At 65.6% G+C, this 15835-nt stretch carries 13 protein-coding genes; all 13 read right to left on the bottom strand.

The genetic code is table 11. The features are described from left to right. On the bottom strand, positions 1-178 hold a 178-nt coding region (locus ACKODO_RS10955), incomplete at its 3' end, for a UDP-3-O-acyl-N-acetylglucosamine deacetylase (protein ID WP_408983469.1). Positions 179-518: 340 nt separating this feature from the next. Beyond that, positions 519-2249 carry a cell division protein FtsZ gene (gene ftsZ, locus ACKODO_RS10950; RefSeq protein WP_408983467.1) on the bottom strand — a complete coding sequence of 577 codons (1731 nt, stop codon included), beginning with the start codon at positions 2247-2249 and terminating at the stop codon, positions 519-521. A gap of 52 nt (positions 2250-2301) precedes the next feature. Then, positions 2302-3624 carry a cell division protein FtsA gene (ftsA, locus tag ACKODO_RS10945; RefSeq protein WP_408983466.1) on the bottom strand — a complete coding sequence of 441 codons (1323 nt, stop codon included), beginning with the start codon at positions 3622-3624 and terminating at the stop codon, positions 2302-2304. Beyond that, positions 3624-4514, bottom strand: coding sequence for a cell division protein FtsQ/DivIB (locus tag ACKODO_RS10940; protein ID WP_408983465.1), 891 nt, complete (start codon positions 4512-4514; stop codon positions 3624-3626). The genes ftsA and ACKODO_RS10940 overlap by 1 nt, the downstream gene beginning before the upstream one ends. Then, positions 4511-5452 carry a D-alanine--D-alanine ligase gene (locus ACKODO_RS10935; protein WP_408983464.1) on the bottom strand — a complete coding sequence of 314 codons (942 nt, stop codon included), beginning with the start codon at positions 5450-5452 and terminating at the stop codon, positions 4511-4513. Before ACKODO_RS10935 ends, ACKODO_RS10940 begins: the two co-directional genes overlap by 4 nt. 66 nt (positions 5453-5518) lie before the next feature. After that, on the bottom strand, positions 5519-6469 hold the full coding sequence (gene murB, locus ACKODO_RS10930) for a UDP-N-acetylmuramate dehydrogenase (RefSeq protein ID WP_408983468.1): 951 nt from the start codon (positions 6467-6469) through the stop codon (positions 5519-5521). Positions 6470-6474: 5 nt separating this feature from the next. Next, the gene (gene murC, locus ACKODO_RS10925) at positions 6475-7881 is read right to left on the bottom strand and encodes a UDP-N-acetylmuramate--L-alanine ligase (protein WP_408983463.1); all 1407 of its coding nucleotides are present in this window, start codon (positions 7879-7881) and stop codon (positions 6475-6477) included. A 130-nt stretch (positions 7882-8011) separates the two neighbouring features. Next, positions 8012-9121, bottom strand: a complete 1110-nt coding sequence (murG, locus tag ACKODO_RS10920; RefSeq protein WP_408983462.1) for an undecaprenyldiphospho-muramoylpentapeptide beta-N-acetylglucosaminyltransferase — start codon at positions 9119-9121, stop codon at positions 8012-8014. Then, entirely contained in the window at positions 9114-10286 is a 1173-nt protein-coding gene (locus ACKODO_RS10915; protein WP_408983461.1) for an FtsW/RodA/SpoVE family cell cycle protein, read from the bottom strand. Before ACKODO_RS10915 ends, murG begins: the two co-directional genes overlap by 8 nt. Before the next feature lie 61 nt (positions 10287-10347). Further along, on the bottom strand, positions 10348-11739 hold the full coding sequence (gene murD / locus ACKODO_RS10910) for a UDP-N-acetylmuramoyl-L-alanine--D-glutamate ligase (protein ID WP_408983460.1): 1392 nt from the start codon (positions 11737-11739) through the stop codon (positions 10348-10350). A gap of 71 nt (positions 11740-11810) precedes the next feature. After that, positions 11811-12893: a phospho-N-acetylmuramoyl-pentapeptide-transferase gene (gene mraY, locus ACKODO_RS10905; protein ID WP_408983459.1), complete on the bottom strand. Its 1083-nt coding sequence runs from the start codon at positions 12891-12893 to the stop codon at positions 11811-11813. 16 nt (positions 12894-12909) lie between these two features. Beyond that, the gene (locus tag ACKODO_RS10900) at positions 12910-14352 is read right to left on the bottom strand and encodes a UDP-N-acetylmuramoylalanyl-D-glutamyl-2,6-diaminopimelate--D-alanyl-D-alanine ligase (protein WP_408983458.1); all 1443 of its coding nucleotides are present in this window, start codon (positions 14350-14352) and stop codon (positions 12910-12912) included. After that, positions 14349-15827 carry a UDP-N-acetylmuramoyl-L-alanyl-D-glutamate--2,6-diaminopimelate ligase gene (locus tag ACKODO_RS10895; RefSeq protein ID WP_408983457.1) on the bottom strand — a complete coding sequence of 493 codons (1479 nt, stop codon included), beginning with the start codon at positions 15825-15827 and terminating at the stop codon, positions 14349-14351. The genes ACKODO_RS10900 and ACKODO_RS10895 overlap by 4 nt, the downstream gene beginning before the upstream one ends. Between the last annotated feature and the right edge of the window lie 8 nt (positions 15828-15835).

The raw sequence follows: 15835 nt of genomic DNA, 5'->3' as shown, positions 1-15835 counted from the left end.
GATTGGTGCGCAGGAAGGTGATGCCTGAATTCGCTTCTGCCGGATGAAGAACAACGCGCGCGGGTTGACCCCGATGAACACCAATTCCCTCGATGACAACCTGATCGGCCAGCGTGGTTTGAGTCACGGCGCAGTCCCCTTGTCCGAAGGTGATCGCTGCTGGCCGGTTCAATTCCATCGAACCTGCCTCTTGCCATTGACCGCGTGGAGGAGTGACGGATCATTCCGTCCCTGCCAGCCCGAAGCGCGATCGATCACCTCCTTCGGCCGCAACGCGAAGCAGCGGCCTGTCCGGGAGAAGTAATTAACGTCTGGCGGCGCGTTCGCAAAATCACTGTTTCTTACCAACTGTAACACAAATCGGCCATGATCCGTCACCGGGTCACAGCACAAATTTTCCAATAATGTCATAGGCTTGATCGGCATTGCCGCTGAGCCGGATTGTGGCCGCCCGCCAACGCGCGGAGGGCCATGTGTCAGAGCCTGACAGCGGGTAGCACTTCCCCGCTATCCACAGATCATTTCGCCTGGCGGCGCAGGAAGGCCGGAATCTCCAGCTGGTCGTCTTCGAAGGAGCGGGCCGGAGCCGGCACGCGGCCCTGCGAATCGAGCTGGCCCTGCGCCGGACGATAGGCCGGAGCGGCGGGCTGCGACGCCGTGCGGCGACCGTACATCGCATGGGTCGCGGTCGGCGGGGTTGTGTCCATCGCCGGCAGTTCGGCCTGCGGCGCCGGATCAGGGGCGGTGTCGTCGCGGCCACGGCCGAGGCCGACCGCCGCGAGGCGCTGCATGAGGCTCATGCGCCTGGCTTCCGGCGGCGGAGGCGCGGCCACCGCTTCCGAGCGGCTCGCCTGAAGGATGGCCTGGCCCGGCAGCGGCAATTCCTCCATGGTCGGCATTCGCTGCGGACGCGCAACACGCTCCGGCATTGGCGGGATGAAGGCTTCCGGCATCACGGATTCGGGCGCGGGAGCCACCGGCTCCTCGATCACGGGCTGTGCAAAGAAGACCTGGCGCGGCGTGGCGGGTGCCACCACGACCTGCGGCTCGGGCTGGGGCGCAAAGGCAACCGGCTGCGGCTGTTCGATAACCGGCTGGAAGGCCGGCGGGGGCAGGGGCGCAGGCGCCGGGGCAACGACCGGGGCAGCCGGAACCGGCGCTTCGGCGACGGGGTCCGGCAGCGTCTGGGCCGCGCGGGCGGCCATCTGGGCGCGCAGGCGATCCGCCATCCGGGCGAGACGCTGATCGATGGTCATCTGCGGCTCGCCCGCCGCTTCGGCACGGGCCTGATCGAGGCCGGTTGCCACCACGGAAACGCGGATGATGCCCTCGAGGCTTTCATCCTGCGTCGCGCCGAAGATGACATTGGCATCCATGTCCACTTCCTCGCGGATGCGGTTGGCGGCGGCATCCACCTCGAAGATCTTCATGTCCGGGCCGCCGGTGATGGAGATCAGCAGGCCGCGCGCGCCCTTCATGGAGGTTTCGTCGAGCAGCGGATTCGCGATCGCGGCCTCGGCGGCCATGATGGCACGGTTCTCGCCGGTCGCCTCGCCCGTTCCCATCATCGCCTTGCCCATGTCGCGCATCACGGCGCGGACATCGGCGAAATCGAGGTTGATGAGGCCGGGCTTCACGATCAGGTCGGTGATCGAAGCCACACCGGAGAGGAGGACCTGGTCCGCCAGCGCGAAGGCCTCCGCGAAGGTCGTGCGATCCGATGCGATGCGGAACAGGTTCTGGTTCGGGATGACGATGAGCGTATCCACCGCCTTCTGAAGCTCGGAGATCCCGGCTTCCGCCACGCGCATGCGGCGCTGGCCCTCGAAGTGGAACGGCTTCGTCACCACCCCCACCGTAAGGATGCCCATCTCGCGTGCCACGCGGGCGATCACCGGCGCGGCGCCCGTGCCCGTGCCACCGCCCATGCCGGCGGTGATGAAAACCATGTGCACATGCGCGAGGTGATCGCGAATCTCGTCCATCACCTCCTCGGCGGCGGAACGGCCGACTTCCGGCTGCGAGCCGGCGCCAAGCCCCTCCGTGACCTGGATTCCCATCTGCACGCGCTTTTCGGCATGGCTCAGCAGCAACGCCTGCGCATCCGTGTTGGCGACCACGAATTCGACCCCGGCGAGGCCGCAGCAGATCATGTTGTTCACCGCATTGCCGCCCGCACCGCCAATGCCGAACACCGTGATCCGCGGCTTCAGTTCCCGGATGTCCGGAGCCTTGATCGTGATTGTCATGGTCGTCTCGCTCCTTAAGCGTTCCGGGCGCCGGGCCCAGGATTCGTTGAAATCAGAAACTGTCCCTGAGCCATTGGGAGACGCGGGCGATGTATCCCCCCGTCCCCGTCATTCCGAGCGCGGATGAGCGCCCGGCCTCGAAGAATTCGCGTCCCGCCACCTGCGGGTAGACCAGCAATCCCACCGCGCTGGAGAAAGCCGGGCTCTTTGCCGCTTCCGGCAGACCCTGGATGCCCACGGGCCGCGCGACACGCGTTTGCGTGCCGAACACCCGGCGCGCGAGTTCGGTCAGGCCACCGAGCTGCGAGGTGCCGCCGGTGATGAGCACGTGCTGGCCCGAGACGATGGGGAAACCGGCCTTCGCCAGCCGCTCGCGCACGAAATCGACGATTTCCTCGGCGCGGGGACGCACAATCCGCGTCAGCTGCCCAAGGGGGACGGAATGGCTTTGATCCCGTTCATCATCCGAGACCTGCCGGATGGTGAGGATGTCACGCAGATCAGCCTCGGTCTCGATGCAATGCGCGTGGCGGCATTTGAGCTTCTCGGCATCCTCAAGACGCATCGAGAGGCCGCGGGCGATGTCGAGCGTGATATAATGACCGCCGACGGCAATCGCATCGACATGCACGAGATGGCCCTGATGATAGACCGCGATGGTCGCAGTGCCGCCGCCGATATCGATGACGGTCGCGCCGAGCTGGGTCTCGTCGTCGCAGAGGGTCGCAAGCGAGGAGGCATAGGGCGTGGCGACCAAAGCCTCGACCTGGATATGCCCGCGCTCCACCGCGATCATCAGGTTATGCGCCGCGAGCGGATCGCAAGCCGCGATGTGCAGGTCCACTTCGAGTTGATCGCCGACCATGCCCTTCGGCTCCTGGATGCCCGGGGCGCCGTCGAGCGTGTAGCCGACGGGCAGCGCATGCAGGATGGCGCGGCCATTCTGCTGGGCATGCGAGGAAGCAACCTCGATCACGCGCTGGATATCGCTATCGGAGACATCGCGGCGGTTGATCGCCACGCGACCCGCGAAATGCTGCGAGCCGATACGCCCGCCGCTCATGTTCACGATCGCGCTCGCGACCTGCACCCCGGCCATGCGCTCGGCGGCATCCACCGCGAGGCGGATGGCCTTCTCGGCCTCACCCAGATCGATCACCGTGCCACCCTTGAGGCCGCGCGATTTCTGATGCCCGATGCCGAGCACGCGCATGCGGTGCGAGCGCCCCGAGAGCACATCCGAGCCTTCCAGCGGATCAAGCCGGGCGATGAGGCAAACGACCTTCGACGTGCCGACATCGAGCGCCGAAAGAATGGCGCTCTTGTTGGCAGGAACCGGCCGGATGCGAGGCGTGATGTTCGAAGGCAGCCGCATCAGACCCGGCCTCCGAGCTTCTTGATGCGCGCCGCCACGTCCTCGGCATGCTGGGCGGCCGCCTCCTCCGTGAGGCGCAGGGCGATGCGATCCGGCAGGCGCAGGTCGATCGCCAGCACGGCGCGCTCGCTCAGCTTGTGCTCTTTCTCGAGCGTCCAGAAACGGCGAAGCGCCTCTTCGGCGCCCTCCTCCGGCAACTTGAGATCCACCCCGTTCAGGAGCTTGAGATCCCACCGTCGCCCGGCAACGAGCGTGCCGGCCCGAACCTTCGCGCCGAGTTCCGGCACGGCTTCCAGCAGGATCGCGTATTCCTTGACGCGCAGATTGGCTTCCTTGCCGACGACATGTGGCAGGCGCAGGAAGCGGGCATCGTTGAAAGGCTCGATGGCCGTGCCATCGGCCGCCACGACCTTCACCTCGCCATCCAGCTGCCAGATGGCGTAGGGCATGCGCTCACGAATATCGATGCGAAGGCGATCGGGGTAGAGCTTGGTGATCGTCGCTTCCGCGATCAGGGGGACGCGGGCGAGGTTTTCCTGCAAATCCTTTGGATCAAGGAAGGGGAGCGATGCGCGCGCATCAAGGCCGGAAAGCGCGATCACCTCGTCGCGCGCAAGTTCGCTCGCGCCTTCAACCGCAATCTGGCGGATGCCAAAGCCGAAGGCGCGCGCCAAGGCATCGGGAATCGTGCCGTATTCGCGCCGGAAGCCGGCATCATGGCCCCCGATGAAGAAACCGGCAATGCCGGAGATCGCAAGGAAAAGGAGTGCGAGGCTGCTGCCGATCCCGCGACGAATTCGGAATTGCCCGCTCCGGGCCCGGCGACGCGCGGCCCGCGAGGCACGATAAAGGGCGATGGCTTCGGCGGGTTTGCCGAGCCAGGACTTCACCGACCCAGTGAGGCGTCCTGCACCATCCATGTGACCAACTCGCCGAACACGAGGCCGTGATGAGCGGCCAGCTCGGGCACCAGCGAGGTCTCCGTCATGCCGGGTTGGGTATTCACCTCCAGGCAGACCAGCGTGTCGGTCGTCTCGTCGTAACGGAAATCCGCCCGCGAGACGCCACGACAGCCGAGAGCCTCGTGTGCCCTCACCGCCATTTCTTGAACCTTCTGGTAAATATTTGGTTTAAGTGGTGCAGGCAGGACGTGAATTGAGCCACCTTTCGAGTACTTTGCCTCATAATCGTAGAAGCCGCCTCCGGCAGGGCGGATTTCAATGATATCGAGCGGTTCTGCCCCGGTTTTGTAGCCGATTACCCCGCAAGTCAGCTCCAGGCCGGGGATAAAGGGCTCGCACAGCATTTCATCCCCCAGCGGCCAATCGGCCCGGGCGAGGTCAGCCGGGGGGCTGTTGGCGCCCTCGCGCAAGATGTAGACGCCGAAGGACGAACCATCCGCCACGGGCTTTGCGACATAGGGCAAGGGCAGCGGATGCTCCCGCGCGACCTCGAATCGCGAACGTGTCACGCCATGCGCCACCGGCACCCCGGCCGCAGCCATGACGGTTTTGGCGCGATCCTTCCGCATGGCCAGCGCAGAGGCGAGCACGCCCGAATGGGTGTAGGGAATGGCGAGGATCTCAAGCAGGCCCTGGATGGTGCCGTCCTCGCCGAAGGGGCCATGCAGCGCGTTGAAGGCGACATCCGGCCTGAGCTTGGCAAGCACCTCGGCAATATCGCGGCCGACATCGACTTCCGTTACCTTAAAGCCCCGCCCCCGCAAGGCATTCGCGCAACCCCTGCCGGAACTGAGGCTGACGGGGCGCTCGGCCGACCAGCCGCCCATCAGCACGGCGACATGGATCTGGGCATTCGGATTGGACATGATTCATCCTCGCGCGAATTTCAAGACTGGCGCACCCGGCTCTCGCGGACGATCGGCCCGGCACGCTTAAACATTCCTGGCCGGTTCGGCAAAAACGCCGACACGCTTCACTTCCCATTCAAGGGTGATACCCGTCCTGTCGCGCACCAGGGCGATGATCGCCTCACCGAGCCCTTCGATATCCGCCGCCGTCGCGCCCTCATGCGCGATGAGGAAATTCGCGTGCTTCTTCGACATCTCCGCCTGCCCGATGCGCAGATCGAGACCGCCGGAATCGCGGATGAGCCGCCATGCGGAATGTCCCGGCGGGTTCTTGAAGGTGGAGCCTGCCGTGCGCGCCTTCGTTTCCTGATCGCGCTCGCGATGGGCCTGCACGCGGGCATTGATGGCGCGAACCTCCCCGGGCTCGCGCGGGAAACCCTGGAAAACTGCTTCGGTGAAGATCGTATCCGTGGGCACGCCGCAACCGCGATAGATGAATGCCATGTCCTCGGGCGAAAGGCGGATGATCTCGCCCGCGCGGGTCACGGCTTTGGCTTCCACGAAGCGCTCGCGCGTCTCGCCCTCGATCTCGGGGTTGGTGCTGGAGCGCGTGCCCGCATTCATGCGCAGGGCGCCACCGATCGAACCGGGAATGCCGAACAGGAATTCGAGCCCGCCGATGCCCGCTTCCGCCGCCTCGATCGCAACCTTGCGATCCGCCGCGAAAGCGCCGGCGCGGATGCGGTTGCCCTCTTCCACCTTGATCTGCCCGAAGCCACGGGGCGAGAAGCGGATCACCACCCCGGGAATGCCGCCGTCGCGGATGATCATGTTCGAGGCTAGCCCGATCACCGTCACCGGGATCTCGGTCGGCAGGTGGTTCAGGAAAGTGGCGAGGTCTTCGGTATCGGCCGGGGTGAACAAGACCTCGGCCGGCCCGCCCACGCGCAGCCAGGTGAAGGCTGCAAGCGGCTCGTGCGCGAGCAGGCGCCCGCGCAGGCCGGGCATGAGGCCGGCGAGGCGGGCGGCAAGCATCCCGCTCACGCGGTTTTCCCCGCCAGTTCGCCCGGCAGCGCATAGGCCCATTGGGTGATGTTGCCGGCCCCGAGGCAGACGACGTAATCGCCCGGTTTCGCGATTGCCCCGACATGCGCCGCGAGCTTCTCGGCGGATTCGAGCGCGATGACGTGTCGATGCCCGCGCGCCTTGATCGCCGCGACGAGATCATCGCGTGAGGCGCCCGGAATCGGGTTCTCGCCCGCCGAATAGACATCCGCGACGATCACCGTATCGGCATCATTGAAACAGGAGGCGAAATCCGAGAACAAGGATTGCAGGCGCGTGTAGCGATGCGGCTGCACCACTGCCACCACCTTGCCCCTGGTGGAAGCACGGGCCGCACGCAGGACGGCGGCGATCTCCACCGGGTGATGCCCGTAATCGTCGAAGATCTCGACGCCGTCCCACTCGCCTGTCCGGGTGAAGCGACGCTTCACGCCCGCAAAACCGGCGAGCGCCGAACGGATCACATCCACCTTCACTCCCAGTTCATGCGCAACGGCAATCGCGGCGGTGGCGTTGAGCGCGTTGTGATGGCCGGGCATGGGCATCATGAGGTCGGGCACCAGCGTCACCTGCCCGGTCTTGCGATCACGGATTTCGAGGCTGAAACGGCTCTGCCCGCCGGTGAGGTCGATGTTCTTGATGCAGAAATCGGCCTGCGGGTTCTCGCCATAGGTGATGACGCGGCGATCCTCGATCTGGCCCACGAGATCCTGCACGGTCGGGTGGTCGAGGCACATAACCGCGAAACCGTAGAAGGGCAGGTTGTCCACCAAATGGCGGAAGGCGCGTCTGATGGCATCGAAGGTGCCGAAATGGTCGAGATGCTCGGGGTCGAGATTGGTGATGATCGCGACATCCGCCGGCAGCTTCAGGAAGGTGCCGTCGCTTTCATCGGCTTCCACCACCATCCAGTCGCCATTTCCGAGGCGCGCATTGGTGCCATAGGCGTTGATGATGCCGCCATTGATGACCGTGGGATCGAACCCCGCCTTGTCGAGCAGGGTCGCGACGAGGGACGTCGTCGTCGTCTTGCCATGCGTGCCGGCAATGGCGACGCAGGAGCGGAACCGCATGATCTCCGCAAGCATCTCGGCGCGGCGCACAACCGGGATGCGCGCCTCGCGCGCGGCCTGAAGCTCCGGGTTGTCGCGCTTGATGGCGGTGGAAACCACCACCACGGCCGCCTTGCCGAGATTCTCCGCCCTGTGGCCCACGAAGCAGGTGATGCCCTGCCCGCGCAGGCGCTTCACGTTGGCATTGTCTGCGGCGTCCGAGCCCTGCACGGTATAGCCGAATTTCGCGAGCACCTCCGCGATGCCGGACATGCCGATGCCGCCGATCCCGATGAAGTGGATCGGGCCGGTTTCACGCGGGATTTTCATGGCTCTCATGGCTGGCATTTCTGGCGGAGGTCTAGTCAGGGGTGGCAGGGAGCGCGGCAGGGAGCGCGACAGGAGCGCGGCAGGAACGCGGGAGCGAATCCGCCCGCGACGCCGCGCGGTTTTTGCCCTATCAGCCGCTTGCGCGCTTGGAAAGCACCGAAAGCACATGCCCGGCAAGGCGCGAGGCGGCATCGGCTATGCCAATGCTCTTGGCCTTGGCGGCCATCTCGGCGAGGCGCCCGGGGTTCGACATCTTCCTTTCGAGAATCTCGGCCAGCGAGACCGGCGTGAAGGCGCTCTGCGGCACCGCGAGCGCACCGCCCGCCGCGACGATCACCGCGGCATTCGTCGCCTGATCCTGATCGAGCGAACCCGGCAGCGGCACGAGGATCGCGGGCCGGCCGATCACGGAAAGCTCCGTGACGGTCATCGCGCCGGCCCGCGCGATCACAAGATGCGCATGGGCGATGCGATGGGGAAGATCGGAGAAGAACGGGGCAATCTCGTGCTTCACGCGGAGCGCGTCGTATATCCGGGAAACGCGGTTCACATCCTCCTCGCGCGCCTGCTGCACGATCGCGAGGCGGGCGCGAAGCTCCGGCGAAATCCGCTGCATCGCCGCCGGCACCACCTCGCTCATCACGCGGGCACCAAGGCTTCCGCCGAAGACGAGCAGGTTCAGCACGCCAACCTCTGAAGGTGGGTGATACTCGCCTTCAGCCACAAGCAGCACCGGCCTGCGCACCGGGTTGCCGGAGAACACGGTCTTCTCCGGCCATTCGGGGTGCGGCACGGGAAAGCCCGTGGCGATCAGCGTGGCGCGCTTCGCAAGGAAGCGATTCGCGCGGCCCATCACCGCATTGGCTTCATGCAGGATGGTGGGGATGCCCTTCATCGAGGCTGCGAGAACCGGCGGCACGGTGGGGTAGCCGCCAAAACCGACAACCACATCCGGCTTCAGCCGGGCGATGAGCGCGCGCGCTTCCAGCGTGCCCTTGGCGAGGCGCAAGACGCCCATCGCCTTGGCGACGAGGCCCGCGCCCGTTACGGTGCCGGCCGTGAGCGTGTAAACCTCGCCGGGGAAGCGCTTGGCCCAGTCGCCGCTGGCAATGCGTTCATCCGTCACCAGCGCCGTGCGGCAGCCGCGATTGACGAGTTCGATCGCCAGAGCCTCCGCCGGGAAGAGATGCCCGCCGGTACCACCGGCCGCCAGCAGGATGAGGGGCTTTTCCTCAGGCATGGGCAGGCTCCCCGGATGCGGACGCGCCATAGGATTGATGGCGCTCAATGAGGCTGGATTTAGGCCGTCGGCGCGTCACGGCGAGCAGCATTCCCGCTGCCAGCCCCACCGAGAGCAGCGAGGAGCCGCCATAGGAGAGGCACGGCAGCGTCATGCCCTTGGGCGGAATGAGGTTCAGGTTCACGGCCATGTTGATGAAGCTTTGCAGGCCGAAGAGCATCACCAGACCCGCCGCCGCGACGCGGCTGAATGGATCGGTATTCTCCCGGGCGAGGATGAGCCCGCGAATGACAATGAAGGCAAAAAGGGCAACCACCATCAGGCAGACGATCGCGCCATATTCCTCGCCGATCACCGCGAAGAGAAAGTCCGTATGGCTCTCGGGCAGGCTGCGCTTCACCGTGCCCTCGCCGGGCCCACGCCCGAACCAGCCCCCCTGGAAGAAGCTTTCCAGCGCCTGGTCGGTATTGAAGGTATCCGCATCGCCCTTGTTCAGGAAGCGGTTGATGCGGTCGGTCGCGTGTTCGAGGAAACGGTAGGCGAAGAAGAGCCCCAGCCCGCCAAGCCCCATCAGGCCGAGTACCCAGAGGATGTGCAGGCCCGTGAGGAAGAACATCGCCGACCACACCGCCGAGACAAGGATGGTCTGCCCGAGATCGGGCTGGCGGATCAGCGGCACGGTGACCGACAGCAACAGGCAGAAGGCGATGACCAGCGGCAGGATGGCCAGATCCTTCCGCTCCATCGCCTGCGAGAAGGCCCAGGCGCTCATCACCACGAAAGCCGGCTTCACGATTTCCGACGGCTGGAGGTTGAAGCCGCCAATGAAGATCCAACGCTTCGCGCCCTTGATCTCCGTGCCGATGAACAGCGTGGCGATGACGAGGCCAAGGCCGATCATGAAGAGGATCAGCGCCAGGCGCCGCACAAGGCGGGGAGAGAGAAACGAGGTTCCCACCATCAGAAGGCTCGCCGCGACGAGGAAGATCGCCTGGCGGTTCACGAAGTGGAAGGTGGAGAGCCCGAGCTTGTTCGCAACCGGCGGATAAGCCGCAAGGCCGAACAGAATTCCCGCCACCATCAGGGTGGCGAAAGAGAAGAGCAGCCAGCGATCGATGGTCCACCACCATTCGCCGAAGGGCGTGCGCTCCGCGCGGCTGACCATCCCGACCCCCCCCTCCTCGCGCCGCCCCTGTTCCGGCAGCCTTCGCAGGACGCGCCGCCGCTCAAAGGGGCCGGAAACCCGGCAATGCCGAAACGAGGTCGCGGAAGATTTGTCCCCGCACCTCGAAATTCGGAAACTGGTCAAATGATGCGCAAGAGGGTGAAAGAAGGATTACCGGTTCTGCAAAATTGCTCCGATTTGCATCCTCGGCGGCCTGTTTCACGGCCGCTTCGAGCGTACCGGACAGAACATGCGGCACGGCGGTGCCCAATGTCCCGGCAAAGCTCTCGGCCGCGTCACCGATGAGATAGGCCTTGGCCACGCGCGGGAACAGCGGCGCGAGATCGGCGATGCCCCCCGCTTTCGCCTTGCCGCCGCAGATCCAGAACAGGCCGTTCTCGAAAGCAAGCAGCGCCTTCCCGGTCGAATCGGCGTTGGTGGCCTTGGAATCGTTGATGACCAGCGCACGCCCCACCCGGCCGATCTGCTCCATGCGATGCGCGAGGCCGGGGAAGGTCGTGAGGCCCTTCTGGATGATGTCGCGCGGCACGGAGAGCTGCAGGCAGGCCGCCAGAGCCGCCGCCGCGTTCTGCCCGTTATGGGAGCCGCGCAGGGAGCCGATTCCCGCCAGATCGGCCAGCGTCTCGCCCTGGTTGTTTGTGATGAAGCGACCCGCGACATGGATCGAGGCCCCATGCTTCGCCACAACCGAAATCGTCACCGTGCGTCCACCCGCCCGCGCATGGCGCATGGCGATCGCTTCCGAGGCCGGATCATCGATCCCCACAATGGCGATCTGCGAGGGCGCGATCATCCGCTCCTTCACGGCCGCGTAATGATCGAAGCTGCCGTGCCGGTCGATATGATCCGGCGAGAGATTGAGATGGATGCCGATGGTCGGGGTAATCGCCGGCGCAAGATCGATCTGGTAGGAGGACACCTCCAGCACATGCACGCGGCGGGGTGCATTCGCCTCCGGCGGCGCAAGTTCCAGCACCGGAGTGCCGATATTCCCACCCATCTGCGCATCGAACCCGGCTTCCCGCAGCAGATGCGCAACCAAGGCCGTGGTGGTGGATTTCCCGTTCGTGCCGGTGATGCAGACCACGAGGGAATCCGGCGCGCGCCGGGCCCGCTCGCGGAAGAAGAGATCGACGTCGCCGATCACAGGCACGGAAAACACATGCGCGAGCTTCACGCTCCAATGCGGCTCGGGATGAGTCAGCGGCACGCCGGGCGAGAGCACGAGGGCCGAAACGCCTTTCCAGTCGAGTTCGCGCAGATCCGCGGCATGCAGCCCCGCTGCGCGTGCCTTTTCGACCGCCGCGGGTGAATCGTCCCAGACGGTCACATCCGCCCCGCCCGCGACCAGCGCCTTGGCGGTGGCCATGCCGGAACCGCCGAGGCCGAAAAGCGCGACCCTGCGGTTGCGATAGGTTTCGACCGGGATCATGCGTCTCTCCTTCCTGTCCGTGGAAGACTTAGCGAATGGCGCAGGAAATCGCCACGATCCCGATCAGGCGATCAGCGCAGCTTCAATGTCGCCAGGCCGAGCAGCGCCAGCACCACCGCGATGATCCAGAAGCGGATGACGACCTGCGGCTCCTTCCAGCCCTTCTTCTCGTAATGGTGGTGGATCGGCGCCATGCGGAAGACGCGTTTGCCCGTGAGCTTGAACGAGGCGACCTGGATGATGACGCTCATCGCCTCGAGCACGAAGAGGCCGCCGACAATCGCGAAGACGATCTCGTGCTTCGTCGCCACCGCGACCGAGCCCAGAAGCCCGCCGAGCGCGAGGCTGCCCGTATCGCCCATGAAGACCTGCGCCGGCGGCGCATTGAACCACAGGAAGCCAAGGCCTGCGCCGATCACCGCGCCGAGCAGCACGGAAAGTTCACCCACGCCCGGCACGAAATGGATCTGCAGGTAATTCGCGAAGATCGCGTTGCCCGCAAGATAGGCGATGAAGCCGAAAGTCGCGGCGGCGATCATCACCGGCACGATCGCGAGCCCATCGAGGCCATCCGTGAGGTTCACGGCATTGCCCGCCCCGACGATCACGACCATGCCGAAGACGATGAAGAACATACCGAGATCGATCAGCACGTCCTTGAAGATCGGGATCGCCAGCTTCGTGGCCAGCGCCGCGGGGAAATAGAGGCTCATGGCATAGCAGGCGGTGCCCGCGACCATCGCCTCGATCGCGAGGCGCGAACGGCCGGAGAAGCCCTTGTGCGATTGCTTCGTCACCTTGAGGTAATCGTCGTAGAAGCCGATCAGCCCGAAGCCGAGGGTCACGCCCAGCACGCACCAGACATAAGGGTTGTTGAGGTTCGTCCACAGAAGCGTCGAGAAGAGGAACCCTGCGAGGATCATCAGCCCGCCCATGGTGGGCGTGCCGCGCTTCAGAAGATGTGTTTCCGGCCCGTCCTCGCGGATCGGCTGGCCCTTGCCCTGCTTCAGGCGCAGCATGTTGATGATCGCCGGCCCGAAGAACAGCACGAAGAACAGGGCCGTCACGGTCGCCGCGCCCGCGCGGAAGGTGAGGTAGCGGAAAACGTTCAGCACATTGAAGCTGGCGCTGAACTCCGAAAGCCAGAACAACATTCCCTTCCGTCCCCTCTCAGGCCTCTTCGCCCTCGGCCATCGGCTTCGCGGGGTAGCGATCCCTGATCGCCTTCACCATACGGCCCATGCGGCTCCCGAGCGAGCCCTTCACCATCACCACGTCACCCGGCATGAGGCTCGCGAGCACCGCCGCTTCGAGCGCTTCCGAATTCTCGGCATAGGCGCCGCGACGCTCGGCTGGCAAGGCCCGCCAGAGGCTCTTCATCAATGGCCCACAGGCGAAAACAAGGTCGATATCCTGCGCGATCACGGCTTCCGCGAGGCCGGCATGCAGGTTCGGACCTTCCGGGCCCAGTTCCAGCATGTCGCCCATCACGGCGATGCGCCGCCCGCGCAGGCCCCGCGGCATGGAACCGGTGACCGCGAGCGCCGCCCGCATGGAGGAGGGGTTCGCGTTGTAGCTCTCGTCGATCAGCGTGAAGGTTCCCGCCCCTGTTTCGAGCGAGACGCGTCTTCCCCGCCCCTCCACCGTGGTGAAATCCTGCAGCGACAGAGCCGCGAGCGCGAGGTCGGCTCCAGTCGCGTGCACGGCGGCGAGCACGGCAAGCGAGTTCATCGCGAGATGCCGGCCCGGCGCGCCAAGCCGATAGGTCACCGGCATGCCGAACACCTCGGCCGAGACGGTGGAAAAATCCGGGTCGAGATGGATATGGGTGAGGCGAATATCGGCCCCCTCGCCCGAACCGAAGCGGATGATGCGCCCGGCCCGGCTTGCGCCGGCATGGGCAGCGAGGCGCGCCGCATGCGGGTTGTCCGCATTGATGATCGCAACGCCACCCGGTTCGAGGCCGGAGAAGATCTCGCCCTTCGCATCCGCGATGCCATGGATCGAGCGGAACTGCGCGAGATGCACGGGCTCGACCGTGGTGATGATCGCCACTTCCGGGCGCACCATCGATGTGAGCGGCAGAATCTCGAACGGGTTCGACATGCCGATCTCGAACACACCATAGGCGATGCCGCGCGGCATGCGCGACAAGGTGAGCGGCACGCCCCAATGGTTGTTGTAGGAGGCGACCGAGGCATGGGTGGAGCCCTGCCGCGAAAACACGGTGCGCAACATCTCCTTGGTGGAGGTCTTGCCCACCGAACCGGTAACTGCCACCATCCGACCCGTCACCTCGGCCCGGCGATGCTGGCCCATGCGCTCGAGGCTCGCGAGCACGTCATCCACCACGATCAGCCGGGCATCGCTATCAAAGGCATCGGCATGGGCGCGATCCACCACGGCGGCGGCGGCTCCCTTTTCCAGCGCGGCCTGCACAAAATCATGCCCGTCTCGCACCTCACCCTTGATGGCGAAGAACAGCGCGTCCTGTTCCAGCGTGCGCGTATCGATCGAAACGGATGTGACGTCGCCGACCGGCCCGCGCGCCTCCCCGCCCAGCACATCTGCAAGCTCATCCGCCCGCCAGAGCGGGAGGCTCAACCCGTTCATCGTGAAAGCTCCTCGATCACGCCCCGCGCGACCTCGTGATCGGAGAAGGGCAAAACCTCCGAGCCGACAATCTGGCCGGTTTCATGGCCCTTGCCTGCAATCAGCAGGGCATCGCCTTCGGCAAGGTAGCGGATGCCCTCGCGGATGGCCTGGGCGCGATCGCCGATCTCGATACCATCCGGCACCCCGGCCAGCACCGCCTGCCGGATGGCGGCAGGGTTTTCCGTGCGCGGATTGTCATCCGTGACAATCACGAGATCGGCCCGCTGGCTCGCAATCGCCCCCATGATCGGCCGCTTGCCGGGGTCACGGTCGCCCCCGCAGCCGAAGATCACAATCAGCTTGCCTCGCACGGCCGGGCGAAGCGCATTGATTGCATGTGCGAGCGCCTCGGGCTTGTGAGCGTAATCCACGAAGACCGGGGCACCATGATACTCGCCCACCTTCTCCAGGCGGCCCGGCACCCCTTTGAGGTGTTCCAATGCCGCGAACACGGCCTCGGGTTTCTCGCCCAGGACCAGCGCGAAACCGGCTGCGACCAGCGCGTTCTGCGCCTGAAAACCGCCGATCAGCGGCAGATGCACCGCATGTCTCTCACCCTGATGGGTGAGTTCCAGATCCTGCCCGAAACCGGAAGATGCCAGCCGGTCGAGCCGTATACCCTCACCGCGCTTGCCCAGGGTGAAAACCGAACGGCCCGCGAAGCCGGCAGCGACCGCCGCCTCGGCCCCGCGATCCCCATCGAAATTGACGATGGCCGGCGCGCCTTTCGGCAGCAATTCCTGAAAGAGCCGCAGCTTGGCGGCGAAGTAATGCTCGATGTCCTGGTGATAATCGAGGTGATCGCGCCCAAGATTGGTGAAGGCCGCAGCCTTCAACTTCACGCTGTCGAGCCGATATTGATCGAGGCCATGGCTGGAGGCTTCCATCGCGAGATGCGTCACGCCGGCCTTGGCCATGGCGTCGAGCCGAGCATGGAGGGTCACCGGGTCGGGCGTCGTCAGCGCGCCATATTCCGGGCCGTCTGGGCCGATGAAACCGAGTGTGCCAAGGCTTCCCGCCCTGTGACCGAGACGCGCAAAGATCTGCCGGGTGAATTCGGCAACCGAAGTCTTGCCCGCAGTGCCGGTCACCGCCACCACGGTCTCCGGCTGCCGCGGATGCACATAGCGCGCCGCCATGGAGAGCGCCTTCCGGGCATTCTTCACGCAGAGGTAATGGGCCGTCAGCGAGAGGTCAGGCGGGCGGGGAATTTCGCCGACGATCAACGTGGCTCCCGCTTCCGAGGCGGCAGGCATGAAGGCCGCGCCATCGGTCTTGTTGCCGGGAATGGCGAAGAAGGCGTAGCCGGGCTTCACCTTGCGGCTGTCGGCGACAAGCCCCAGCAGCGGCACGGCATCATGGTTGGGAGCATCCTGCCCCAGGGCCCGCGCGAGGCCGCCGATCGTCGGTTCCCCCGCCTCCGCGTTCGCCATGTTCGCCC

The sequence above is a fragment of the Rhabdaerophilum sp. genome, assembly GCF_046092605.1.
Taxonomy (GTDB): domain Bacteria; phylum Pseudomonadota; class Alphaproteobacteria; order Rhizobiales; family Beijerinckiaceae; genus Rhabdaerophilum.
This window is presented reverse-complemented; position numbering and strand designations above follow the sequence as displayed.

Coding starts and splice junctions, on each gene's coding strand:
- murC (WP_408983463.1), bottom strand. CDS start 7,881: ATGAAAATCCCGCGTGAAACCGGCCCGATCCACTTCATCGGGATCGGC.
- murB (WP_408983468.1), bottom strand. CDS start 6,469: ATGCTTGCCGCCCGCCTCGCCGGCCTCATGCCCGGCCTGCGCGGGCGC.
- murD (WP_408983460.1), bottom strand. CDS start 11,739: ATGATCCCGGTCGAAACCTATCGCAACCGCAGGGTCGCGCTTTTCGGC.
- ftsA (WP_408983466.1), bottom strand. CDS start 3,624: ATGCGGCTGCCTTCGAACATCACGCCTCGCATCCGGCCGGTTCCTGCC.
- ACKODO_RS10935 (WP_408983464.1), bottom strand. CDS start 5,452: ATGTCCAATCCGAATGCCCAGATCCATGTCGCCGTGCTGATGGGCGGC.
- ACKODO_RS10915 (WP_408983461.1), bottom strand. CDS start 10,286: ATGGTCAGCCGCGCGGAGCGCACGCCCTTCGGCGAATGGTGGTGGACC.
- mraY (WP_408983459.1), bottom strand. CDS start 12,893: ATGTTGTTCTGGCTTTCGGAGTTCAGCGCCAGCTTCAATGTGCTGAAC.
- ftsZ (WP_408983467.1), bottom strand. CDS start 2,249: ATGACAATCACGATCAAGGCTCCGGACATCCGGGAACTGAAGCCGCGG.
- ACKODO_RS10895 (WP_408983457.1), bottom strand. CDS start 15,827: ATGGCGAACGCGGAGGCGGGGGAACCGACGATCGGCGGCCTCGCGCGG.
- ACKODO_RS10900 (WP_408983458.1), bottom strand. CDS start 14,352: ATGAACGGGTTGAGCCTCCCGCTCTGGCGGGCGGATGAGCTTGCAGAT.
- murG (WP_408983462.1), bottom strand. CDS start 9,121: ATGCCTGAGGAAAAGCCCCTCATCCTGCTGGCGGCCGGTGGTACCGGC.